This is a genomic window from Flavobacterium sp. EDS (assembly GCF_020991525.1).
Taxonomy (GTDB): Bacteria; Bacteroidota; Bacteroidia; order Flavobacteriales; family Flavobacteriaceae; genus Flavobacterium.
On the sequence record NZ_JAJMOZ010000004.1, the window covers coordinates 332,890 to 358,059 of the forward strand.

General features: G+C 33.4%; 22 protein-coding genes. 13 read left to right on the plus strand and 9 right to left on the minus strand.

Going from position 1 to position 25,170, the window contains the following annotated elements; translation table 11 throughout:
- Nucleotides 1-46: 46 nt before the first annotated feature.
- The 7 genes from LPB87_RS08670 to LPB87_RS08700 all read left to right on the plus strand — a co-directional run bounded on the left by LPB87_RS08670 (nucleotide 47) and on the right by LPB87_RS08700 (nucleotide 5,438).
- A complete protein-coding gene (locus LPB87_RS08670; RefSeq protein WP_164998719.1) occupies nucleotides 47-220 on the plus strand; it encodes a hypothetical protein in 174 nt (57 codons plus the stop codon).
- Nucleotides 221-494: 274 nt separating this feature from the next.
- Nucleotides 495-653 (plus strand): hypothetical protein, encoded by a 159-nt coding sequence (locus LPB87_RS08675; protein ID WP_164998717.1) that lies wholly within the window; start codon nucleotides 495-497, stop codon nucleotides 651-653.
- A gap of 30 nt (nucleotides 654-683) precedes the next feature.
- Nucleotides 684-836 carry a hypothetical protein gene (locus tag LPB87_RS08680; protein WP_230605754.1) on the plus strand — a complete coding sequence of 51 codons (153 nt, stop codon included), beginning with the start codon at nucleotides 684-686 and terminating at the stop codon, nucleotides 834-836.
- Nucleotides 837-1,040: 204 nt separating this feature from the next.
- Nucleotides 1,041-1,220, plus strand: a complete 180-nt coding sequence (locus LPB87_RS08685; RefSeq protein ID WP_129540052.1) for a hypothetical protein — start codon at nucleotides 1,041-1,043, stop codon at nucleotides 1,218-1,220.
- Between the two features lie 216 nt (nucleotides 1,221-1,436).
- Complete coding sequence (locus LPB87_RS08690) at nucleotides 1,437-3,629, plus strand: peptidase domain-containing ABC transporter (protein WP_230605757.1); 2,193 nt, start codon at nucleotides 1,437-1,439, stop codon at nucleotides 3,627-3,629.
- Between the two features lie 3 nt (nucleotides 3,630-3,632).
- A complete protein-coding gene (locus LPB87_RS08695) occupies nucleotides 3,633-4,928 on the plus strand; it encodes an HlyD family efflux transporter periplasmic adaptor subunit (protein ID WP_230605760.1) in 1,296 nt (431 codons plus the stop codon).
- Between the two features lie 318 nt (nucleotides 4,929-5,246).
- Nucleotides 5,247-5,438, plus strand: coding sequence for a hypothetical protein (locus LPB87_RS08700; RefSeq protein WP_230605762.1), 192 nt, complete (start codon nucleotides 5,247-5,249; stop codon nucleotides 5,436-5,438).
- 46 nt (nucleotides 5,439-5,484) lie between these two features.
- Here LPB87_RS08700 and LPB87_RS08705 read toward each other — a convergent pair whose 3' ends face one another.
- From LPB87_RS08705 to LPB87_RS08715, 3 genes are all read right to left on the minus strand, one after another.
- On the minus strand, nucleotides 5,485-6,192 hold the full coding sequence (locus LPB87_RS08705) for a methyltransferase (protein WP_230605765.1): 708 nt from the start codon (nucleotides 6,190-6,192) through the stop codon (nucleotides 5,485-5,487).
- A gap of 81 nt (nucleotides 6,193-6,273) precedes the next feature.
- Nucleotides 6,274-6,798, minus strand: a complete 525-nt coding sequence (rimM, locus tag LPB87_RS08710; protein ID WP_129540048.1) for a ribosome maturation factor RimM — start codon at nucleotides 6,796-6,798, stop codon at nucleotides 6,274-6,276.
- Nucleotides 6,799-6,813: 15 nt separating this feature from the next.
- Nucleotides 6,814-7,359, minus strand: a complete 546-nt coding sequence (locus tag LPB87_RS08715; RefSeq protein ID WP_230605768.1) for a 30S ribosomal protein S16 — start codon at nucleotides 7,357-7,359, stop codon at nucleotides 6,814-6,816.
- Between the two features lie 199 nt (nucleotides 7,360-7,558).
- Between LPB87_RS08715 and LPB87_RS08720 the strand changes: the two genes are divergently transcribed.
- Together LPB87_RS08720 and LPB87_RS08725 are read left to right on the plus strand one after the other, a co-directional pair.
- On the plus strand, nucleotides 7,559-8,047 hold the full coding sequence (locus LPB87_RS08720; RefSeq protein WP_129540046.1) for a DUF6252 family protein: 489 nt from the start codon (nucleotides 7,559-7,561) through the stop codon (nucleotides 8,045-8,047).
- A 139-nt stretch (nucleotides 8,048-8,186) separates the two neighbouring features.
- Nucleotides 8,187-8,546, plus strand: a complete 360-nt coding sequence (locus LPB87_RS08725; protein ID WP_035621959.1) for an RNA-binding protein — start codon at nucleotides 8,187-8,189, stop codon at nucleotides 8,544-8,546.
- A 124-nt stretch (nucleotides 8,547-8,670) separates the two neighbouring features.
- Here the strand turns inward: LPB87_RS08725 and leuB are convergent, their stop codons facing one another.
- The 4 genes from leuB to leuC all read right to left on the minus strand — a co-directional run bounded on the left by leuB (nucleotide 8,671) and on the right by leuC (nucleotide 13,643).
- Nucleotides 8,671-9,732 carry a 3-isopropylmalate dehydrogenase gene (gene leuB / locus LPB87_RS08730; protein WP_129540045.1) on the minus strand — a complete coding sequence of 354 codons (1,062 nt, stop codon included), beginning with the start codon at nucleotides 9,730-9,732 and terminating at the stop codon, nucleotides 8,671-8,673.
- A 143-nt stretch (nucleotides 9,733-9,875) separates the two neighbouring features.
- The gene (locus LPB87_RS08735) at nucleotides 9,876-11,396 is read right to left on the minus strand and encodes an alpha-isopropylmalate synthase regulatory domain-containing protein (protein WP_129540044.1); all 1,521 of its coding nucleotides are present in this window, start codon (nucleotides 11,394-11,396) and stop codon (nucleotides 9,876-9,878) included.
- A 131-nt stretch (nucleotides 11,397-11,527) separates the two neighbouring features.
- Nucleotides 11,528-12,124: a 3-isopropylmalate dehydratase small subunit gene (leuD, locus tag LPB87_RS08740; RefSeq protein WP_230605771.1), complete on the minus strand. Its 597-nt coding sequence runs from the start codon at nucleotides 12,122-12,124 to the stop codon at nucleotides 11,528-11,530.
- A gap of 124 nt (nucleotides 12,125-12,248) precedes the next feature.
- Nucleotides 12,249-13,643, minus strand: a complete 1,395-nt coding sequence (gene leuC, locus LPB87_RS08745; RefSeq protein WP_129540042.1) for a 3-isopropylmalate dehydratase large subunit — start codon at nucleotides 13,641-13,643, stop codon at nucleotides 12,249-12,251.
- 553 nt (nucleotides 13,644-14,196) lie between these two features.
- Here leuC and LPB87_RS08750 point away from each other — a divergent pair.
- Entirely contained in the window at nucleotides 14,197-14,616 is a 420-nt protein-coding gene (locus tag LPB87_RS08750) for a DUF417 family protein (protein ID WP_230605774.1), read from the plus strand.
- Between the two features lie 433 nt (nucleotides 14,617-15,049).
- Here the strand turns inward: LPB87_RS08750 and LPB87_RS08755 are convergent, their stop codons facing one another.
- Both LPB87_RS08755 and LPB87_RS08760 read right to left on the minus strand, forming a co-directional pair.
- The gene (locus tag LPB87_RS08755) at nucleotides 15,050-16,573 is read right to left on the minus strand and encodes a T9SS type A sorting domain-containing protein (protein WP_230605777.1); all 1,524 of its coding nucleotides are present in this window, start codon (nucleotides 16,571-16,573) and stop codon (nucleotides 15,050-15,052) included.
- A gap of 607 nt (nucleotides 16,574-17,180) precedes the next feature.
- Entirely contained in the window at nucleotides 17,181-18,551 is a 1,371-nt protein-coding gene (locus tag LPB87_RS08760; protein ID WP_230605779.1) for a PKD domain-containing protein, read from the minus strand.
- A 243-nt stretch (nucleotides 18,552-18,794) separates the two neighbouring features.
- Here LPB87_RS08760 and dnaE point away from each other — a divergent pair, with 243 nt between their 5' ends.
- The 3 genes from dnaE (at nucleotide 18,795) to trxA (ending at nucleotide 25,116) form a co-directional block, all read left to right on the plus strand.
- Nucleotides 18,795-23,336 (plus strand): DNA polymerase III subunit alpha, encoded by a 4,542-nt coding sequence (dnaE, locus tag LPB87_RS08765; RefSeq protein ID WP_230605783.1) that lies wholly within the window; start codon nucleotides 18,795-18,797, stop codon nucleotides 23,334-23,336.
- Between the two features lie 177 nt (nucleotides 23,337-23,513).
- Complete coding sequence (locus LPB87_RS08770; protein WP_230605786.1) at nucleotides 23,514-24,440, plus strand: outer membrane beta-barrel protein; 927 nt, start codon at nucleotides 23,514-23,516, stop codon at nucleotides 24,438-24,440.
- Between the two features lie 358 nt (nucleotides 24,441-24,798).
- Nucleotides 24,799-25,116 (plus strand): thioredoxin, encoded by a 318-nt coding sequence (gene trxA / locus LPB87_RS08775; protein WP_129540038.1) that lies wholly within the window; start codon nucleotides 24,799-24,801, stop codon nucleotides 25,114-25,116.
- The last annotated feature ends 54 nt before the right edge of the window (nucleotides 25,117-25,170 follow it).

A 25,170-nucleotide genomic window follows, 5' to 3' on the forward strand; every position in this document is an offset into this window, starting at 1 on the left:
CTGTTAAAATAGAATGGAGCGGTAATAAATCCTAAAATAATAAATTATGCTAAAAGATATTTTAAATCTAAAAGGAGTTCAAAAAGTAACGAAGATTGAACAAAAGGCAATTAAAGGAGGTACAGAAAAACCTAAGGATACTTGTGCGCCAGTTGGTGGTGTAGAATATTGTTGGGCAGATAACGCTATGGGGAGATGTGTTCCTTGCAATGGACAATAAAGTAGTTGAAAACAAAATAAAAGTAAGTTTTAAATAATCATATTTTAAAAAAAAAATCAATTATGTTGAAAAGTATTTTAAATCTAAAAGGCGCTCAAGAGTTAACTAAAAATGAGCAAAAAGTTGTTAATGGTGGTGCATGTGTTATTCTTTGCTGTCCAGATGTAGAATGTGTGTGCGTACCAAGAGGAACTGCATGTATGTTGTAATAAATAAGAATATAAGTGTCTAGTTCTAGTCACTATAGTGTAGTATTAACCTAAAATTATATATCATGTTAAAAACAATTTTAAACTTAGAAGGAGCTCATAAGCTAACCAAAAATGAACAAAAAATGATTAGTGCAGGTGGCGCTCCTATTTGCGAAACTGGATTTTGCGCACGTAAAGTATTAGTAGAGGGTGAATTAGAATGGCGTTGTGTGCCTTGTTAATTCAATTTGTTCAATTCTAATAGATATATCATGTTAAAGAATATTTCAAAAATAAAAGGTGCTCAAGAATTAACTGAAAATGAGCAAAAAAGTATTCAAGGAGGGCAAACAAACTGGGAGGTTTGTTGTCCTGAAGATGGTATTGCATATCCTGATTGTAAGTATATTGAATGCCAAGTTTAGTTTTCACTACATTTTGTTAAAGCGTTGAACGCTTAAGTTAATTCCTGTTAGGATATTCAAACGGGTTTACGGAAAACTAATATAGTAATGAGCAAAAAAATCAAAGGATGTACTGTTTATTTTAGCAAGATTGTTTTTTGAAAATTATGCTCGTTGTAGGAAATATTGATGTTTTTATTAATTAATTCTAAAAGTTATTTTATTATGTTAAAAGCTATTTTAAATTTAGAAGGAGCTCAGAAATTAACTAAAAATGAGCAAAAAAGTATTCAAGGAGGTTTGATGGATTGTATTGATCCTTCTACAAATACATGTAAAAGATATCATAGATCTTGTGCGCCTCCTTGTCGTATAGAGCTTATAGATCCACCGATTGAGCCTTAAGTAAAGGACTTGATCAAGGTTTTAATTTAAACGACGAGTCATAAATGTTTTAGGAGTTTGTTGTTAAATATATTTCTAAAATAAAATTATAATTTGTTAAGAGTTAGTTTATTCTTATTGGAAAAGATGATAAAGAGGATGTAATTTCCTCTTTATTATTTTATATTAGGTTGTGAAAAAAAATGCTATATTGTCCTTGTAAAACAAGATTTAAAATTGAAAAAATTCCCAAATTATATACAAGCAGATTTTAAGGACTGCGGACCTACCTGTTTGAAAATTATAGCCAAGTATTATGGAAAGTCCATAAATATCCAAGAGCTACGTGATTATAGTGAGACCACACGAGAAGGGAGTAATTTGTTATTTTTAAGCGATGCAGCTGAGAAAATTGGCTTTAGAACTTTAGGGGTAAAGCTGAATGTGCAAAGTTTAGAAGAAGCTCCGTTGCCTTGTGTCTTGCATTGGAACAAAGAACATTATGTTGTCCTTTATAAAATAAAAAAAGGGGTTTATTATATTTCAGATCCAGCCTTTGGATTGATAGAATATAATCAGAAAGACTTTATTAAATTTTGGATAGGAAATAATGCAGATAATTCTACACAAGAAGGAATCGCTTTATTGTTAGAGGCTACTCCGCGCTTTTTTCAATCAGACTTTGATAAAGAAGATAAAAAAGGCTTAGGATTTGGATTGTTATCGCAATATGTTTTACGATATAAATCGTTTTTAATTCAGTTGAGTATAAGTTTGCTAGCGAGTAGTTTGTTGCAGCTTATTTTTCCTTTTCTTACCCAGAGTATTGTCGATGTTGGAATACAAAATCAAAACATACATTTTATTTATTTAATTCTGTTTGCGCAACTCTTTCTTTTTGCAGGAAGGACAGGATTGGAACTTATAAGGAGTTGGATATTATTGCATTTATCCACACGAATAAATATCTCTTTAATTTCGGATTTCTTCATTAAGTTAATGAATTTGCCAATCTCATTTTTTGATGTGAGGATGACAGGAGATATCATGCAACGAATAAACGACCATCGTCGTATAGAAAGAATTCTTACCACTTCATCGTTAAATGTATTGTTCTCAGTAATCAATATGATTATAATGGGTGGCGTTTTGGCTTATTATAATCTTCAGATATTCTTAGTGTTTTTTGCGGGAAGTATATTGTATTTCGGATGGATAACCTTATTCTTAAAACGAAGAGAAGAACTTGATTATAAGCGATTCTCTGAGGTTAGTCAGGAGCAAAGTAAAGTTATGGAACTTATAAACGGAATGCAGGAAATAAAACTGCATAATGCCGAAAAGCAAAAAAGATGGGGATGGGAATATGTACAGGCAAGGCTGTTTCGTGTTTCTATAAAAGGATTGGTTTTAGAGCAAACACAAACAATAGGGTCATCAGTTATTAATGAATTAAAGAATATTTTTATAATTTTCCTTTCGGCAAAATTGGTAATCGATGGTCAGATTACACTTGGGATGATGTTGGCTATAAGTTCTATTGTAGGAAGTTTAAATGGACCCATTACCCAACTTATTGAGTTTGTACGAGAAGTACAAGATGCAAAAATATCATTAGCTCGTTTATCCGAAATCCATGATAAAGAAGATGAGGTGCAACAAGAAGAGCATCAGACACAAGATGTTCCACAAGATAGTGATATAATCATCAAAGAGTTGTCGTATCGATATTTAGGTTCAGATATTCCAGTTTTAGATAGTCTAAACCTAATTATTCCTGCGCACAAAGTAACTGCTATTGTAGGTGTCAGTGGAAGCGGAAAAACTACTTTAATGAAGTTATTGCTAAAATTCTATGAGCCTAATAATGGCGAAATTAATTTAGGGAATACCCAACTTAAAAATATTTCGCAAAAAGCATGGCGTAATAACATCGGAGCAGTTATGCAAGAAGGGTTTATTTTTAGTGATACAATTGCTAATAATATAGCAATTGGAGTTGATAAAATAGATAAAGAACGATTGATGTATGCTGCAGATGTGGCCAACATAAAAGAATATATCTCTAGTTTGCCACTTGGTTATAATACCAAGATAGGGTCAGAAGGTGTTGGTATGAGTACAGGGCAAAAACAACGATTATTAATTGCAAGGGCGGTTTATAAAAATCCAGAAATGTTATTTTTTGATGAGGCAACTTCAGCATTAGATGCCAATAATGAAAAAGCTATAATGGGAAAATTAGATATTTTTTTCAAAGACAAAACGGTTGTGGTAATTGCACACAGATTAAGTACAGTAATGAATGCTGATCAGATTGTTGTTCTAGACAAAGGAAAGATTATCGAAATTGGAAGTCATTCAGCATTAGTAGAACAAAAAGGGAATTATTTTGAATTGGTTCGTAATCAATTGCAATTAGGAAATTAAAACATGGCAGAAGACAACACAAAATTTGAATTAAGAAGCGAAGAAGTGCAAGATATTCTTACTCGAGTGCCACATTGGATGATACGATGGGGAACGGTTTTAATCTTTGCTATAATATGTATGTTATTTTTTGTTTCCTGGTTTCTTAAATATCCAGATGTAGTAGGCACAGAGATAAGTATAACTACATCTATACCACCTGAGAAATTAGTGGGAAAAACTACAGGTAGAATCGAAGCGATTTTAGTAAAAGATAAAGAAAAAGTGGCAAAAAATACACCACTTGCAATTATTGAAAATGCAGCAAATTATAAAGACGTCTTTATTTTAAAGAACACAGTAGATAATTTTAATATAAATGACAGAAATAAAGAGTTTCCTTTTGCTCTGTTAAATAATATGCAGTTTGGTGAGTTAGAAAGTGCTTATGGAGTATTTCAAAAAGATTATGCAGCCTGGAAGCTTAATGAAAACTTACAGCCTTTTCAAGTAGAAAATAATGCTCAAAAGTCTGAGCATACTCAAATTAAAGAGCGATTAGCTATTTTGCAACAACAAAAAAGCATTAATGAAAGCGAATTGCAACTCCAAAAGAATGATGTAAGCCGTTTCGAAGCTTTATATTCAAAAGGAGTTATTTCGACACAGGATCTGGAAAATAAAAAGTTAAGTTATCTCCAGGCAGATAAGAATTATAAAGGGTTGCTTTCATCGATATCGCAGTTGAAATCGGCACTTATAGAAAACTCTAGATCAAGTCAGGGTACGAGAATAAGCGGAACCAAAGAAGAAGTGAATTTAGAGCGTAGCTTAATGCAATCTTATTATCAGTTAAAAAAAGGAATCAAAGATTGGGAGTTGGCTTATACATTAAGATCATCAATTCCAGGTGTTGTTACTTTTTTACAAGTATGGACAGAGAATCAAACAATTACTTCGGGGGAGAATGTTTTTTCGATTATTCCAGATACCGAAAAAGGATATATTGGCAAAGCCAAAGCGAAGGCTCAGAATTCAGGGAAAATTAAATTAGGACAACAAGTTAATATTCGATTATTTAATTTTCCAGATAGGGAATTTGGTGTCATCAGAGGTAAGGTTAAAAATATTTCACTTATTCCAGATAAAGATGGAGATCTATTGTTGGATATCTCACTCACTAAGGGATTAGAAACATCATATAATAAGAAGATTCCTTTCCAGCAGGAAATGAAAGGAAATGCTGAAATTGTAACTGAAGATCTTCGATTGCTAGAAAGAATACTATATCAATTTAAAAGTCTTTTTAGACAGAATTAGAATTTAGTTGTATTGATTTTTTGTCTGTTTTAAATCAGTGAAATCTTGGGTTGAAAATTTAACAAAATTGACTCCTTATGTTTGTTGTTTTTAGTTATGTGTCTGTCTTTTACGTAGTTATATTGTTATCTTTCATTTTGGTTTTTTTAATATTCCATGTGTTTGTTTGAAAAAGTTATTTGAAGATACTATTCTGTTTAAAGCTGATAATTTGTTTGAGCTTGAAAATAGATTTAAAATATTCTTGCGCGAGATTAGACATAAGACTCAAATGTCTTTAAGTGGTTGGGTTATTAACGAAACTATAAAATCTAAATTATGTTAAAAAGCATTTTAAACTTAGAGGGTACACAGAAATTAACCAAAAGCGAACAAAAATTAATTAACGGAGGAGCAGTAGGAGATTGGACATATTCCGAACAAACAGGTTATTGTGTCTATTCTGTTGAGGCTTGTGGTTTTGGTGTTTATCCGAAGAGATATCCTGGAAACTGGTGTTGCCAAAAATAGTTTTTAAAAAGATACTAGAGAGGAAGTTCTCTTTCTCTCTTTTTATTTACATCTTTAAATAAAAGTCCTTAGTTAATTCGATATATTCTGGAGTATAAACATGTCTTTCTGTTTCGATAATTAACTCGTCGATAGAGATAGTTGTCTTTTCAATGCGATTAAAGGCTAATAAGCTACGTTTTATGTCGCTTGTGGGTGTTCCTTTCACTCGCGTAATTTTAAATGGAAATAATTCGAATTCTTTCGCTAGCGTAATAAACCTATCTTCTTCTTTAAATGGAATAATTACTGAAAAGATACCGTTTTCTGAAAGTAACAAATCGGCTGCTTCAATTAAATCTTCAAAAGGCATAGCGTCTTGAAAACGGGCTAAATCTCTCTGTTCATTATCAGTTTTGTAATCTTCACTATAGAAAGGTGGATTCGAAACGATAATGTCATATTCATCTTCTGGTTCCTCCATGAATTCATCTAGTCCAGCATGATAGCAGAATAGTCTGTCGTTCCAAGGAGCATTCTCAAAATTGTCTACCGCTTGTTCGTAAGCAGTTTCGTCAATCTCTAAAGCATCAATTTGTTCAGCAGTTGTTCTTTGAGCTAGCATTAAAGCAATAAGACCTGTTCCGGCTCCAATATCTAAGATGCTAAAAGGATGATTGGTTATAGGAGTCCATGCGCCTAATAAAACTCCATCAGTGCCAACCTTCATAGCAGTTTTATCTTGTTGAATAGAAAATTGCTTGAATTGAAACATAATGAGTTATGATTGTAGATTAACGATTTTTGATTTCGCTGAAAAAAACTGAATATTTAAAAAAGAGAACTGAATACTTCTCTATAGGTACATTTCAACTAAGCCTTCAGGTAAATTCATGATAACTTTTTTGTTGTCACGATCTATTTTTACCAAGAAATGATCAATCATGGGGATTAACATTTCTACTTCGCCATTAATAACTTCAAAAAGAGGTTGTGCTGTAGTGTCGTTTACGGAAGCTATTTTTCCAAAAATACCTAAGCGTTGGTCTTCTATTTCAAATCCGATAACTTCGTGGAAATAAAATTTGTTACCAGTAAGTTTTGGTAACATACTTAAAGGAAGGTAAATTGCGTTGCCTATAATGGCATCAGCATCTTCCTCGGTGGTCATATCTTCAAAACGAATTCTTAAGAAATCGTTTTTGTGTAATGAACTAGTTTCAATAAAAAAAGGAACCAAGTGTTTGTCGCATTCGACAAACACTGATTCCAAGTTTTCGTATAACTCAGGTTCGTCTGTGTCTAGATAAGCCAAGACTTCACCTTTGAAACTAAATTTTTTAGCGATTTTACCTAAATAAAAACATTCTTCTTTACGCATTCCCGCTAATTATAATTATGCTTCAGTTGTTTCGTTATTTTCTTCAGCAGCAGGAGCTTCTTCAGCAACTTCTTCTGTAGCAGGTGTAGCAGCAGCTATAGCGTCAGCTTCAGCTTTTGCAGCAGCAGCTAAACGTTTTGCGTTTACATCTTGTTCAGCTTTGAAAGCTTTAGCTTTAGCATCAGCTTGCGCTTTTGTTAAACCATCTTTCTTAGCATCAACTTTTCCAGCTTTAGCTTCTAACCAAGTAGCTAATTTTGCATCAGCTTGCTCTTGAGTTAAAGCACCTTTGCGAATACCACCTTCAAGGTGATGTTTCAACAAAGCTCCTTTGTAAGAAAGAATTGCTTTAGCAGTATCAGTTGGTTGCGCACCGTTGTTTAACCATTTAACTGCACTATCAAGGTTTAAGTCGATAGTTGCTGGGTTTGTGTTTGGATTGTAAGTACCAATTTTCTCTAAGTATTTACCATCTCTTTTTGAGCGTGCATCTGCAGCTACAACCCAGTAAAAAGGTTTTCCTTTTTTACCGTGTCTTTGTAATCTAATTTTTACTGACATAATCGTATGATTAAATTTTGAGGTACTCGACCTCTGTTAATTAAGGGTGCAAAGATATAATTTTATTCTGAATTACAATTTCTTATTTATGATTAAAAATTTAAGTACCTAATTAGTCGGTTTTTTATGCTTCTTTTAAGAGTGCTATTTGATGATTTTGTTTTTTAATTAATAATTTTGCTGAAATTTTAATAGAATTATGAGAAAATGGGTCTTTTTACTGTCTTTATTCGTGTTGTTTGTTTCTTGCGACAAGGAAGAGGTGGTGTCTAATAATCCTGCTTTTCAAACTCTAAAGGATAATGTTTTTTGGAGAGCTGCGAATTTTAGCGCAAGCATTGACAGTGATGGTAAGCTTATTATTATAGGTAATTTGGGTAGTGAGAGTGTTATTTTGCAAACTGCTCTGGCAGAAGTTCAGACTTATGTTCTAGGTATTGATGATATTTCTACTGCTACCTATACAAGTACATTGTCAAAAAAAGGAGTTTTATATAAAACGGGAAAGGAATTAGGAAGTGGTCAGATAGTTATTACTCAGTATAATAAAGAAATGAATACTATTTCAGGAACTTTTACATTTGTAGCACCAGACAATAAAGATATTATGGCAGTCGAAAAATCGGCTCGTTTTAAAGAAGGAGTTTTTTATAAAGTACCAGTTACTTTGACTAATTCATCTGATTAGATAATTTTAAAAGTTATGAAAAAAGTATTTGAGAGTCTTCTTACTTTTTTTTATTGATAATAAAAACATAAATAAGCTAATTTATAGTAGATTAGAAAAAAATAAGATTACATTTGTTGCATATTATAAATAAGTACATATGAATATTTTTGTTGGAAGCCTTCCATTCAGTATTGAGGAAGCAGATTTAAGAGAGTCTTTCGAGGCTTACGGAGCAGTTGATTCAGTTAAAATCATTACTGATAAATTTACTGGAAGAAGTAAAGGATTCGGTTTTGTTGAAATGACAAATGATGATGAGGCTCAAAAAGCGATTGACGAATTGAACGGAGCTACTGTTCAAGGACGTGCAATCGTTGTAAACAAATCTGAGCCAAAACCAGAAGGCGAAAGAAGAAGTTTTAATAACAACCGTGGAGGAAATGATTCTCGTGGTGGTTATGGTGGAAACAACCGTGGTGGAGACAACCGTGGAGGTGGAAACAGAGGAGGATATTAATATTTTTTTCTAAGATATAAAAAAAGGTGTCAATATTTTGACACCTTTTTTGCGTTATAGAATTTTGCTTTAAGTTTTACGTTGTTTCAAGTTCTACGTTGTGAAACCTTAAACAAAATAAATACTATAAGTTTGCAACTAACCAATCTCCAACTTCGCTGGTCTTGTATGCTTTGGTTCCTTTTGGGGCTAAGTCCTCAGTAACGATTCCTTGTTCGAGTGATTTGTTAACAACCGCTCTAATTGCTTCTGCTTCGTCTTTCAGTCCGAAAGCATCTTCAAACATCATAGCTGCGGATAATACAGTAGCTAGTGGATTGGCAATATTTAATCCGGTTGCTTGTGGATATGAGCCATGTATTGGTTCATATAATGAAGTATGTTCTCCAACAGATGCAGAAGGCATTAATCCCATTGAACCTGAAATTACCGATGCTTCATCAGTTAAAATATCTCCAAATAAATTTTCGGTAATCAATACATCATATGAGTTTGGCCATTGTACTAATCGCATTGCAACAGCATCAACAAATTCATAAGAAACAGTTACTTCAGGGTAATCTTTTTCCATTGCTTGTACCGTTTCTCTCCATAAGCGAGATGTTTCTAGTACGTTTGCTTTATCTACGCAACATAATTTTTTGCTACGAGTCATTGCTAACTCGAAACCTTTTTTAGCCAAACGTTGTACTTCAGCTCTAGTATAAACACAATTATCGTAAGCAGTTTCTCCATTGTCTTTTCTGCCTTTTTCTCCAAAGTAAATACCTCCAGTTAATTCTCTTAAGAAAACTAAGTCAGTTCCTTCAATTCTTTCTCTTTTTAGAGGTGAATTGTCTATTAATGAAGGGAAAGTAAATGTTGGTCGAACATTAGCGAATAAACCTAGTTTTTTACGCATTAGCAATAAACCTTGTTCAGGTCGAACGGGAGCGCTAGGATCGTTATCATATTTTGGATGACCAATTGCTCCAAATAAAACCGCATCTGCTTTCATACAAATGTCGTGAGTCTCATCAGGATAAGGAACTCCAACAGCGTCAATTGCGCAAGCACCTGTAAGTGCTGGTGTCCATGTTATTTCGTGATTGAATTTTTTTGCAATAGCATCAGATAATTTTACAGCTTCATTAATTACCTCAGGGCCAATTCCGTCTCCTGCTAAAAGGGCGATGTTAAATTTCATTTTTTTTTAAGTTTCTATGATTCTGAGTTTCTAAGAATCTAAGTTTCATCTTAGTAAGTCAGAGATTTTATTTATAATATTTTGTTGTTAAGGTTCAAAGGCTAAAGCTAAAATGACAAAGATTAGAAACCTTTGTCCCTTCTTTAATTAGCTACATTAAGCATTTTTTGAGTAGCAATAATCGCAGCAACTGTTTGATCAGAATCTAATCCTCTGGTTTTAAATTCCTTTCCGTTATCTGTCCAGGTTATGATAGTTTCGCATAAAGCGTCAGAACTACTTCCTGGTGGGATTCGAACGGCATAATCAATCAACTTTGGTAAAGTCATTTTTTTGCTTTTGTAGATTTTTGTCAATGCATTCATGAAGGCATCAAACTGACCATCACCCTGTGCGTGTTCTTCTATGATTTCTCCATCAAGATTTAAACTTAATGTTGATGATGGACGTGTTCCTTTCGAGTGCATTAATACGTAAGACTGTATTGTAATTTTGTCTTGATAGGTATGACTGTCTAAAACGTCAGAAATGATATATGGTAAGTCCTCTTTGGTGACCGTTTCTTTTTTATCTCCCAATTCGATAATACGTTGGGTAACCAGTTTTAAATCCTCTTGATTTAGTTTTAGTCCTAATTCCTGAAGGTTTTTTTCGATATTGGCTTTTCCGGAAGTTTTTCCGAGAGCGTATTTACGTTTTCTTCCAAAACGTTCTGGAAGTAAATCATTAAAATATAAATTGTTTTTATTATCTCCATCAGCATGAATTCCTGCTGTTTGGGTAAATACATTGTCTCCAACAATTGGCTTGTTGGCAGGAATTCTGTATCCTGTAAATGTCTCAACTAATTTGCTAACAGAGTATAAAGAGGTTTCTTTTATGTTAATGCTTACTTCAGGTAAATAATCATTGATTACTGCTACGGTACTTTCGAGTGGTGCGTTTCCTGCACGTTCACCCATTCCGTTTACAGTGACGTGAAGACCTTTAATACCAGCTTTTATAGCTTCCATAACGTTAGCAACACTTAAGTCGTAATCGTTATGAGCATGAAAATCAAAATGAATATTAGGATATCTGGCTGTGATTTTTGAAATGAATTCAAAAGCTTGAGATGGGATTAATACGCCAAGAGTGTCCGGAAGCAAGATTCTTTTTACGGGTTGCTGTACTAAAAAATCTAAATATTGAAAAACATATTCAGGAGAATTGCGCATTCCGTTGCTCCAGTCTTCTAAGTAAACATTAGTTTCAATATTGTTTTGTTTTGCCAATGCAATAGTTTCTGCAATTTCAGAAAAATGCTGTTCAGGTGTTTTTTTTAATTGATGCGTTAGGTGATTTAAGGATCCTTTGGTTAATAAATTCTGAACCTTAGCTCCCGATTTTTTCATCCATTCAATAGAAAGTCCTCCGTCAACAAAAGTCAAAACTTCGATTCTGTTGGTGTATTCTTTTTCCTCTGCCCAAGACATGATGCCTTTTACACCTTGAAATTCACCTTCGCTAACACGTGCCGAAGCGATTTCTATTCGATCAATATTTAATTCTTCTAACAGTAATTGTGCAATGGTTAGTTTTTCTGCAGCAGAAAAAGACACTCCTGATGTTTGTTCTCCATCACGGAGTGTCGTATCCATTATTTCAATTTTTCTTTTTTCCATTGTAAACTTGGTGCTAATACCTATTTCTTTGTTTGAAATCGTATAAGTGGTTTGAAATAAAAATCATAAAAGCAGTTACTGAGTTCAGCCCTAAAGCTTAAACTTATATAACTGCTTTCTATATTGTAGTATTAATAAGGAAGCTTATCGGCAAAAGTTACGATGTCTCCTTTTATGTTTTGCAGGTAATCAATGTCGTCAAAGCCATTAATCATGTTATTCTTTTTGTATCCATTGATGTCAAAAGATTCTTTTTGTCCTGTTGTCAATAAAGTAATCGTTTGTTGAGGAAGATTAATTTCTAATTCTGTTTTAGGATCAGCTTCGATAGCTTTAAAAATAGTATCAGCAAATTCTGGGCTAACTTGTACAGGAAGAACTCCGATATTTAAGCAGTTACCTTTAAAGATGTCAGCAAAGAAGCTTGATACTACAGCGCGAAATCCGTAATCATAAACAGCCCAAGCAGCATGTTCTCTAGAGGATCCAGAACCAAAGTTTTTTCCACCAACAAGAATTTTCCCGCTGTAAGTTGAATCGTTTAAAACGAAGTCTGTCTTTGGAGTGTCGTCTCCATTATATCTCCAGTCTCTAAAAAGATTGTCTCCAAAACCTTCACGTTTTGTAGCTTTTAAGAAACGAGCCGGGATGATTTGGTCAGTATCAACGTTTTCAATTGGTAGCGGCACTGCACTACTAGTAAGTATATTAAATTTATCGTATGCCATTGTTTTTTGCTTTAGACTGTTTTCTGCTTTAGGCTATAAGCCTTATGCTTTAAGCTTTTTGCACAGCGTTTATTTTGTATAGTTTTTTTGCTTAAAGCCTATAGCTTAAAGCGTATAGCGAGAATTAAAATAATTCTCTAGGGTCTGTCAGTTTTCCTGTTACAGCCGCTGCTGCTGCCATAATCGGACTAGCTAAAAGTGTTCTTGAACCGGGACCTTGACGACCTTCAAAGTTTCTGTTGGAAGTGCTTACTGCGTATTTTCCAGCAGGAACCTTATCGTCGTTCATAGCTAAACATGCTGAACAACCTGGCTGACGTAATACAAAACCAGCTTCAGTTAAGATATCTAAAAGACCTTCTTCTTTAATTTGTGCTTCAACAACATGAGAGCCAGGAACTAACCAAGCGGTTACATTATCAGCTTTTTTACGTCCTTTTACAATTTCTGTAAAGGCTCTAAAATCTTCGATACGGCCATTAGTACAACTTCCTAAGAAAACAAAGTCGATTGGTTTTCCAATCATTACATCATTTTCATGAAAGCCCATATAGGCTAAAGATTTTTTATAAGTTTCCTCACCACCTTCAACTTGATTGGCATTCGGAATAGTTGCAGAGATACCAATTCCCATTCCTGGATTAGTACCATAAGTAATCATAGGTTCAATATCTGAGGCATTGATGTTTAATTCAGCATCAAAAACAGCATCAGCATCAGTTTTTAAGGTTTTCCAATAAGCAACAGCTTTATCCCAAGCTTCTCCTTTTGGAGCAAATAGTCTTCCTTCAAGGAAATCGAATGTTTTTTGGTCGGGAGCAATCATCCCTCCACGAGCACCCATTTCGATACTTAAATTACAAACAGTCATACGGCCTTCCATAGACATATTCTCAAAAACATCTCCAGCATATTCGACAAAATATCCAGTACCTCCAGAAGTAGTTAATTGAGCAATAATATAAAGAGCAACATCTTTTGGACCAACACCTTTACTTAATTCGCCATTTACGTTGATACGCATTTTCTTTGGCTTAGGTTGCATGATACATTGTGTAGATAATACCATTTCAACCTCTGAAGTTCCAATTCCAAATGCAATTGCTCCAAAAGCACCGTGAGTAGAAGTGTGTGAATCTCCACAAACAATAGTTGCGCCAGGTAGTGTAATTCCATTTTCAGGACCTACAACGTGAACAATTCCATTTTTTTGATGACCTAGTCCCCAATGAGAAATTCCATATTCAGCTGCATTATCTTCCAGAGCTTTTAACTGGTTGGCAGACAGAGCATCTTGTACGGGTAAATGTTGATTTATAGTTGGTGTGTTGTGATCGGCAGTTGCAAAAGTGCGTTCTGGGTATAAAACCGAGATGCCTCTGGATTTTAATCCTAAAAAAGCAACAGGACTTGTAACTTCATGAATGAAATGACGGTCAATGAAAAACACATCTGGTCCATCTTCAATTTTGCGCACTACGTGCGAATCCCATACTTTGTCGAATAATGTAGTACTCATTTTTAACTATTTTTTAATTGTAATTTCCATGTAATTATAAGAGGATAACAAAATTAGAAAAAGAAACAAAAGCAAGAATTAGCTTATTTGATTATATACGATACCCAAACTGTTTTACTCATTGCTAGCCAATTGGTTTTGTGGTTTTTTGGTTTTGTACTTGTGTTTTGTTTTCTTTTTTTGTTTTCTTTTTTAATTGAAAATCTTCTAATAGTTTTTGATATTCATAATTTAGTGATTTTATTCTATTTTGTTGATTTTAAGGCTTTTTGTGTGTTTTTTGTAAGGACAAATCGTTATGATTATAAGCTTGTTTCTCTTTTTTTAATTAGTAATAAGACGTCTTTTTAAAATCAATAAACTAAGGTTTTTGTAGATGTATTTGTTGTTCAAATACTACGGCATCCAAAAGAAAAATTTTTTTCTTTTGGAATGAAAATAAAAGAGAATACTAATGTAAAATGTAAAATGAGAAGTAATGACAGTTAGCTGACATTTGCTTAATGAATAAGGGCTTAATATTGAGGTTTCTAATAATAAAAAATATAAAATTATGAACTTGAATCAAATTGCTTACACATTAGGTATTTTAGGAACGGTAATTATTTTAATCTGGGTTGGTCTTTTTAAATTTACTGCTGTTGAAGCTGGTGCAATAAAAGGTTTAGTCGAAAATCATTTTGCTATGGGTTGGATGTATAAAGTAATGTCGGTGCAAGTTGTTTCTAATGTTATTGGAGTTTTTGAAGTCTTTACTGGGGTTGGGCTATTGTTTTCTTTATTTTATAGAAAAATCGGAATCTACGCAGGAGCAGCTTCGGCTGTTATATTTATTACAACTTTAAGTTTCCTAATTACAACTCCAGGCGTTTTTAAAATGGTTGAAGGTTTTCCTGTAACAGACTTTTTTATTTTGAAAGATATTCCTTATTTGGCAATTTCTTTGATGGTGTATGCGAAAAGCAAGGGATAAATAAAAGATATTTTACCTACCATTCAATATAAAAGAAAATAATCAATCCAAATTATTAAAACTCATTATGTTTTTGATAATTTGGATTGATTAAATGTTAAAAATAATTTCTCTTTTAAGCGATATTAATATTGAACACTTACGAGAGTTTTATAATACTCAAAACTTGATTTTATACTTGTATTGTCTCCAACGACATCAAAAAAGTATTTTTCGTTTTGGTTCGAATATTCAAACCCAGTTTTTTCCGATTATGAGTCCAAAACCAAAACCATTTGGCAAATCTTGTTTGTCTTTATTATAGGGGAAGTTTGAATTTATTCTAGTGAAAAAGAAAGGATTCAAATTTATTCCAACTTGGCAATCAGTTATATCTTGAGCATTTCCTGCAAAGGAAATACTCAAGATTATGGCAATTACTAAGTTTTCATGCTTAATTGTTTAAAATTATTTTGCCCGTTAAGACATTCTTTTCAGTTATTACTTTTAAAATATAAATCCCTCCTTTTAGTTTGCTTGAAAGCTCAATTTGCAATTCATCTTGATTGTAGAATTTAGATTCTTGAACTAATTTCTGATTTTGATTAAAAATCTGATAATTGCCAGAAAGTACTTCTGGAAGTTTTATTGTAATATTTCCGTTTGTAGGATTTGGTGAAATTATAATTTCTGAAATCGCACTTTCTGGAGCTAATCTTGCTTCATAACAAGGAGTTGGTGTGTCTAAGGAGTATGTTTCCCTAGCTATAGCTCCAGTACAGAAGTTAGTATAAGTGACAGTTACATTAACTTTTCTTGGCACGGTAGGATGCGCCATTATAGGTGGAGTAACTCTTATGCTTCCATTAGTGAAGGGAGTTGTAGGTACAAATGTTAACTCTAAAGCAGTATCACTATAACAGTCCCAGTCTTCAACATCAATATACCCGTCAGGTATTGGGGGAGCTGTACTGTCAGAAATATTAAATGTTTTAGACGATGTTGTTACCGAACATCCACCTGTAAAATTAACTACTGCATTTACTGTCAATGTTGAACCAGTAGTTATAGAGTTATTTGGTGTGATGGTAACTTGTCGTTTACCATTAACAATAGTTTCTGCTGAAATGGCGCAATTTGGCGCATTCCAAAACACATTATCAATATCAGTTTGATTGTCGATTGAAAATATTAATCCAGAACTTTTACATAAAAAGGTTTGATTAACAGGATTAGTTGACCATACTACTGAACGTGATGTCCTTGTTATTTTGTTACCAGAACCGACATAATAATTGATGTTTCCAGCTGTTCTTTTAACTGTACACCCTACATTAAAATCTCCAGTTAAAGGTGGTTTTACTATCACCGATGTAGCCGTACTAGAACCCGAAATTTCGGCGCCATTTGTTACTTCCCATTGGAAACTATTTCCATTGGTTGCATTAGACACCAGATATGTTACAGGAGCTTGGTTGCAGTTTAATATAGATGTATTTCCACTAATAATAGGATTTATTAACCTTTGCACCGTTACCGATTGTTCAGCTTGTGGTTGGAAATTAAAATACCCAATATGTTGACCAGTGCTTTTTTTTATATAGATACCACTTAACTTTACAGTTATCTTATCGCTACTCAGATAAGTACTGTTTCCCCATTGGATTGGGATTGTTTTTGGGTTTGAATTGTTATAAGTACCATCATTAAGATAACTACTTTGATTACTAGGGTTTCCAATGTATCCAGGAATAGAGCCTGTACTACCATTTGTTCCTGTTGAAACAATCCAATTTGTAATAATATAACCATCTGCTTGAACATCATTTAACCAAGGGTAAACAGGTTTAAATTCAAAGGTATAATTATAAGGGACTCCTACTTCTACAGAAGCTGGCCCACTTATAGTAACTGATTGCTGAGCAATTAAAAAATTAGTGATTAATACACTAAAACATAAAACTAAAGTTTTTTTCATATAAATTAATTTCTTTTAGAGTTCAAAGGTGTCAAAAGTAACTTGTGCTACATTTTTTTTGTTGTATTTTCTTACTCTATTTCAATACTATATTATCTGTTTTGGACAGAAAAATCTGTCTTTGTTGCGATGTGTATTTTTATTTTTAAGTTGTCATTTTACTCTCCCTTGTTGATAACTTCCTTTTTTAATAACTCATAAAAAGAATAAATTTGAAGTTCCTTCATTTTTTATCCAGCGCTTTTATTTAGTTCTTGTTATCAGGGATTTAGAATAGAGATAATTGGAATTTGGAATTTTTTAAAAAAAACTATGAATTTAATATTTGATACTGAAACTACTGGACTTCCTAAGCAATGGAAATAGGTGCTTTAGTGGTTTGTAACTGATTTTAAAGAGAGTTTTTGCTTGTGATTTAGAATCAATAAGTTGTTTTAATACTAGGCATGCAAGAAGTATAGTTTTATGATGTTTTATAGTTTTTAAGGAAAAAAGAGATCATTTTTAAGAGAATGTCTTGGGGTGTTTTTTAGAATAAACAATACAAAAAAAGAGGGTAAATAATCATTGCGACTATTTACCCTCTTCATTAATTTATGGAATAAATTTATATCTTTTTAAAGACAAGATTAGAATCTATAGCTCCAAGTTTTATTTTGTAAAGTGAATAATTCTGATAAGAAGTCGAATATGTCGTCGCAAAATAAATTAGGTCTCCTTTTTTGACAAAACCGGTATTAAAAGATCCAATATAAGAAATGGACTTAGTTAAATTTCCACTATTGTTATATTTTTCTAATTTTCGGGTACTAGAAACAATCACACCATCTTCAACTTCAATAAGACTTTGAAGATTTGTCGAATTATTGAATTTAATAAGCTTTACTTCTTCTCCTAGTGCTGTTGTTATTCTCAATTCGTCGTGGCTGTATATTGCCAAATTTCCATTTGATAATTTTACCAGATTAAACGAACCATTTAGATCATTCCAGCTTTTTAATAAATAGTGTAAAGAGCTATTTTCAAATGTTTTTTGACTTATTAATTCAAGATTTTCATTAAAAAATAAAAGTATTGGCTTGTAATTTTGAAATGCATCTGCTGTTGTCGAATTTTCATATTTACCTCCAAAACCTACATAAGTGTTTCCTGTTTTGATTAAATCTCCGATAAAGGCATTTTTGAGGACATTTTCGTAGGTTTTTCTGCTTACCAATTGACCGGCACTATTTCTAATTTCGATTGAAGGATTATGGTTGTAAGCCCCATAAAAATAAAACTGATCATTGTTTGGAATAGAACCGTAAGTCGTTTGACCACTTACAAGTCGAACAGGGCTCCAGTCTGAGTTCAATTCAGCTTCTCTTCCTCCAAGATAATTAATAGACTCAACCATAGTTACAATCCTATTTCCATTGTTTAGAAAAGTAGTTTGTGTATTTCCTGAATTTACAATTTTCTCAGCAACAACTTTAGTAGTGAAGGTTTTAGTAACATCATCATATTGTACATTTCTGTAAAAACGAGAACCCGATGTAAGTATTGGTCTGTAAGCTTCAGTATAAAATATTTTATTGTCATGAATGCCAATTTCAAGAGAAGTTACGTCTGAATCTACAGTAGTTTGATTCTCAAGCAAAAAAGAGTTTTCTTCTGTAACTTTTACTCGAAGTGTATTGTAGGCAATGTTACCATTAATGTCTTTAATGACTAATTTGACATCATAGTCTCCAGCTTGAGAGTAATAGAAAGTAGGCTCCTTTTCGGTAGATGTTTTGTCATTTCCAAAGCTAAATACATACGATACTATTTCTTTATCGGATGTCGATGAGTTTGTAACTTTAATTTCATCTCCAATATTTACTATTGTCGATGATAAATTAAATGCGGCAACTAATTTTGTTTCTTCTGAAGTATCGCTACTACAAGAATTAAGAACATTTAAGAGAATAAATACAAAAAAGTAAATTTTTTTCATAGAATTAATTGGTGTTTTTATTGTGTTTAAAGCGCCAAAGATATCTTTTTTTTGTAAGAAAAAATATTGTTTTTTTTTAATAAAGATCTTTATGATTGTTTGTTTTTTGAAGCGGAAAAAAAGCGTAAATTTGAATTTGCTCCATTTTTCATTTCAATTTCATTATGTTTCATATTGTCAGTGTTTTACGATATGAAAGTTTTGAAATTTGGATTTTTAAAATTTGATTTTTTTACAAGATATATGTATTTAATATTCGATACCGAAACTACTGGATTACCAAAACGTTGGGATGCTCCAATAACCGATTCTGATAACTGGCCTCGTTGTATACAAATTGCATGGCAGTTGCATGACGATATGGGGAAACTCATCGAACATCAAGACTATTTGGTAAAACCAGAAGGGTTTAATATCCCGTATGATGCAGAGCGTATTCACGGGATTTCTACTGAATTGGCTGAAGCCGATGGGATTTCATTGCAAGAAGTGTTAGAGAAATTTAATATTGCTTTAAGCAAAACTAAATTTATTGTAGGTCAAAATTTAGGTTTTGATGTTAATATTATGGGGGCAGAGTTTCACCGAATGGGTGTTGATTCGCCTATGAGTACTATGCCAGTTTTGGATACTTGTACTGAGGTTACCGCTTCGTTATTGCAACTACCTGGTGGTCGTGGAGGAAGATTTAAATTGCCTACATTAACCGAATTACATAGTTATCTTTTTAATAAGCCATTTGCAGAAGCGCACAATGCAACTGCCGATGTTGAGGCAACTACACGTTGTTTTTTAGAGTTAATTAGAAGAGAAGTTTTTACAAAAGAAGAATTAGATGTTCCGAAGGACTATTTTGGAGAATTCCAGAATAAAAATCCACAGGAGATTAAGCTTATTGGTTTAAAACATATCAATTTAAAAGCCGCTTCTGATAAAATTAGAGAGCAATTAAGAGCTTTAGAATCGGATGATAAGCAAGCAACAGTTTCAGAGTCAGATTTAGAAGGTTTTAAAACAGCGAAATATTCGCATTTGCATAATCATACCCAGTTTTCAGTTTTACAATCGACTATAGGAATTGGAAATATCGTTTCGGCTACAGCCAAAAATGGTATGCCAGCTGTTGCTATGACAGATACAGGAAATATGATGGGGGCTTTTCACTTTGTGAGTGCCGTAATGAATCATAATAAAGCAGCATCAGGTAAAAATAAAGCTTTGGTTGAAGCTGGTGAAGAGCCAACAGAAACAGAAATAAAACCAATAGTAGGTTGTGAATTTAATATCTGCGACAATCACTTAGATAAAAGTAAAAAGGACAACGGAAATCAGATTGTATTATTAGCCAAAAATAAAAAAGGGTATCACAATTTGGCTAAAATGTCGTCGATTGCTTTTACACAAGGATTTTATTATGTTCCTAGGATAGATAGAGCAGTTGTAGAAAAGTACAAAGAAGATATCATGGTGTTGTCAGGGAATTTATACGGAGAAATTCCGAGTAAAATCCTAAACGTTGGTGAAAACCAAGCCGAAGAAGCTCTGATATGGTGGAAAGAACAATTTGGAGATGATTTTTATTTGGAGATTATGCGCCATAATCAGGAAGATGAAAATCGAGTTAATAAAACCCTGATAGAATTTGCCAGAAAGCACGATGTTAAACTAATTGCAACAAATAACACCTATTATTTAAATAAAGAAGATGCCAATGCGCACGATATTTTACTGTGTGTAAAAGATGGTGAAAAACAAGCTACACCAATTGGTCGTGGTCGAGGATATCGTTACGGATTACCAAATCAGGAATACTATTACAAGTCGGGAGATGAGATGAAAAAACTCTTTGCTGATTTGCCTGATTCGATTATTAACATTCAGGAGATTGTAGATAAGGTCGAAATTTATTCACTTTATCGAGATGTATTACTTCCTAAATTTGATATTCCAGAGGAGTTTGTAGTTATTGAGGATGAGGCAGATGGTGGAGTTCGTGGTGAAAATAAATATTTACGACACCTAACAATGGTTGGTGCGAAAAGAAGATATGGCGAAATTACAGAATCTATTCAGGAACGTTTAGACTTTGAGTTACTAACGATTTCGAATTCTGGATATCCAGGTTATTTCTTGATCGTTCAGGATTTTATCGCCGAAGCTAGAAATATGGACGTTTCGGTAGGGCCTGGTCGTGGATCTGCAGCCGGATCTGCAGTAGCGTATTGTTTAGGAATTACCAATATTGACCCTATTAAGTACGATTTGCTTTTTGAGCGTTTCCTTAATCCGGATCGTGTATCCATGCCCGATATTGATATCGATTTTGATGACGAGGGTCGTGGACGTGTTATGGATTATGTAATTAATAAATACGGACAGAATCAGGTTGCGCAAATTATTACCTATGGTAAAATGGCAACCAAATCAGCAATTCGTGATACGGCTCGTGTGCTTGATTTACCATTGTTTGAAGCTGATAGAATTGCAAAATTGATTCCGGGAATGATGCCGTCTAAATGGAATTTGGCGCGTTTTATTTCTGAAAGTGAAGAGGAGGTTAAAAAAGCGCTTCGTTCAGATGAATTTGATAATGTAAAAGAATTGATTGCTATTGCCAATGAAGATGATTTGGCTGGTGAAACAATTCAACAAGCAAAAATCCTTGAAGGATCGATGCGAAATACCGGAATTCACGCCTGTGGGGTAATCATTACACCATCGGACATTACGAATTTCGTTCCTGTTACCACGGCAAAAGATTCTGATTTATATGTAACGCAGTTTGATAACTCGGTTGCAGAAAGTGCAGGATTGCTAAAGATGGACTTCTTGGGTCTGAAGACCCTTACCTTGATAAAAGATACCGTTAAACTGGTGAAATATAGAAATGGAATTGATCTGGATCCAGATACTTTTCCTATTGATGATGTTGAAACGTATGCGCTTTTCCAGAGAGGGGAAACAGTTGGAATCTTCCAATATGAGTCGCCTGGGATGCAGAAATACATGAAAGATCTTAAGCCGACGGTTTTTGGAGATTTAATTGCAATGAATGCCTTGTATCGTCCAGGGCCTTTAGAATATATCCCGTCTTTCGTAAGAAGGAAAAATGGCGAAGAGGAAATTAAATACGATTTAGATGCCTGTGAAGAATATTTAGGAGAAACATACGGAATTACAGTTTACCAAGAGCAGGTAATGCTTTTGTCGCAATCGCTGGCTGACTTTACTAAGGGTGAGGCCGACGTTTTGCGTAAGGCGATGGGTAAGAAACAAAAAGACGTACTAGATAAAATGAAACCTAAATTTGTAGAACAAGCTGCAAAAAAAGGTCATGATGCTAAGGTTTTGGAGAAGATTTGGAAAGACTGGGAAGCATTTGCGAGTTATGCCTTTAATAAATCGCACTCGACTTGCTATGCGTGGATTGCATACCAGACAGCCTATCTAAAAGCACATTATCCAGCAGAATATATGGCTGCGGTTCTTTCTAATAATATGAATGATATTAAACAAGTATCATTTTTTATGGAAGAATGCAAACGAATGGGATTACAGGTTTTAGGACCAGATGTAAACGAGTCGTTTTATAAGTTTACGGTTAATGATGAATATGCAGTACGTTTTGGGATGGGGGCTATTAAAGGAGTTGGTTCTGGAGCTGTGGCAACAATTGTTGAAAAAAGAAAAGACGGAAGATATAAATCGATTTTTGATTTGGCTAAGCGAATAGATTTGCGTGCAGCCAATAAAAAGGCAATCGAAAATTTAGCACTTGCAGGTGGTTTTGACTCGTTTGAAGGGACTACCAGAGCGCAATATTTTCATGATGATGGTGACGGAATTACTTTTTATGAAAAAGCAATTCGTTATGGATCAAAGTTTCAAGAAAATGAAAATTCATCGCAGGTAAGTTTGTTTGGAGAAACAAGCGAAGTGCAAATTGCTGAGCCTATTGTTCCTCCTTGTGAAGACTGGAGTACGATGGAAAAGCTTGCTAAAGAAAAAGAAGTTGTGGGAATTTATATTTCGGGGCATCCTCTTGATGATTTTAGATTTGAGATGAAATACTTCTGTAATGCTAGATTGGAAGCGTTGAAAAGCATGAATGAATATGTAGGTAAAAACTTGAATTTTGCAGGAATTATAAATAACGTACAACATCGTGTGGCAAAAAATGGAAAAGGTTGGGCGATATTTAATTTAGAAGGATATGATGAAAGTTATGAATTTAAAATTTTTGGGGAAGAATATTTGAAATTTAGACATTTCCTGATTCAGAATAATTTTGCTTTTCTGAAAGTATTAATTAAAGACGGATGGGTTAATCATGATACTGGAAAAAAATCAGATCCAAGATTGCAGTTTGTAGAAATTAGACAATTACAAGATATTTTAGATGCTTTTGCTAAAAAACTGATTTTGTTATTAAATATAAAAGATTTACAGGAAGAATTTATTCATAAGTTGAGCCATTTATTTAGCGAAAATAAAGGAGATAATACGGTGACTTTTGAAATCATGGAATTAGAGAAAATAAAGCGTTTGGTTCAAGTTGAAACTACGTCTGAGTTTGAAGAAGCTGATGATGCAGTTTTTGTAGATGAAGGCGATGATCAGGATGGCGATGATGTTATGAGCACAAAAACGGCAGAAGTTACTGAGGTTGAGGAAATAAACGTAGTTACTAAATTGACTATGCCAAGTAGGAGGTTGAAAGTAAATATCTGTACTGAACTATTGCAAGAATTAGAGAAAATGCAGATAAATTTCAAGTTAAATTAAAGTTTTATAGTTAAATTTTTAAATAATGTATTTTTTTAACGGTATAATTATGCATGCATACTAATTTTTTAGTATCATTGTTGCTAATTACAACGATTGCGCTCCAATTGCCCCAGAGCAAAAGAGAACATTCTGTTAAAATATTTTACACTGTATAAATTATTTAAGAAAAAAATTATGAAAAAGAGTCTTTTTTTATTAGGAATGATGGTTTGTTCTATGACAATGGTAGCTCAAACTGAAAAAGCAGAAAAACCGGAAAGCTGGTATTTTAAATTAGGCGGATCTTATTTCTTGCAAACTGCTGCAACTGAATTTCCAACTGTAGGAGGTAATCTTCCTTTGGATAGAACGTACGTAGGAGGGAAATTAGTTTCGGAAGAAAGTGTTACAGGCTCTTTTGGTGAAGGTTTTAGAACAGGTATTACAGCTGGGTATAGATTTAATGCTCGTTTAGGAGTTGAGTTGGGTGTTAATTATTATACTAGTAATGATAAGACAATGGCACAAACAAGATCTGATGTACCTATTACGCCAGCAGGTGTGTATAGCTTTAAATCAGTAGGACAAATCACTGCGTTTGATTTAGCGCCTGCTTTAGTATTGTTTTTAGGAGAACACAAAGGTTTTGAGCCGTATACAAAAGTTGGTATTTTGGTGCCAATTCATGGAGATTTAGAAATAACTACCGATGCTTTTGCTCCAATTGCTTTTGCTTCGAATGGTGCTCCGACTGCTTTTGGAGATGTTCATAGTGTGGATAAAGTAAAACCAAATCCAACTGTTGGTTTTGTTGCGGCTTTAGGTACATCGTATAAATTAGGTAAAAATATTTCTATTTTTGCGGAATTAGAGTATCGTAACTTTACAGTACATGGAAAAACAAAAGAAACTACGGAGTTTACAATAAATGGTCAAGATGCTTTGGCAAAAAGAAGTACTGCGCAGATTCATACTAATTACGGAAATTCTTTAAATACAACTTCTAATAATAAGTTGACAAATCCTAATGGAGTTGATCCGAATAAACCAATGGACGAGCTAAGTTCTTATGTTGGTATTAGTGGATTGGGCTTAACTTTAGGTCTTAAATATAGCCTATAATATTTTTTACTTTTTTAGTTTTTAGAAAAGAGGATATTCGAAAGAATGTCCTTTTTTTTATTTGTATTTGTTTGAAAAAAGAAGATTTTACTAAGATTTGGTTAGCCCTGATAGAAACGACATCCTTTTACAGCTTTCTTTAAGCTGTAAAAGATATAGTGAATAGCAGGAAGAGGGCTTCGAAAACTGTCATAAATGAAAGGAAGTATAAATATTTGCAATGCGTTTATAATGAAAACTAATTTATAAATTGAGGGGAATTGATTTTAAATTTCTAAATTTGTACTCGAGTTCGAAACTCATTAAAAATTGTCCCCCGAAGAGATGTCTGAGGGTTAAACTTTAAACAAAAAAGAAAATGGCTTTAGCAATAACAGACGCTACTTTTGAAGAAGTAGTTTTGAAATCAGATAAACCAGTTATGGTTGACTTTTGGGCAGCATGGTGTGGACCTTGTAGAATGGTTGGTCCAATCATTGATGAGTTAAGCAATGAATATGCTGGAAAAGTAGTAGTAGGAAAAGTAGACGTAGATGCAAATCAAGAATTTGCTGCAAAATACGGTGTACGTAATATTCCAACTGTTTTGGTTTTTCATAACGGTGAAGTAGTAGGTAAACAAGTAGGAGTTGCTCCGAAACAAACTTACGCAGATAGTTTAGACGCATTATTGTAATCGATTCGGATTATTAATTTATATAGAAAAGGTTTGGCGAAAGTCAAACCTTTT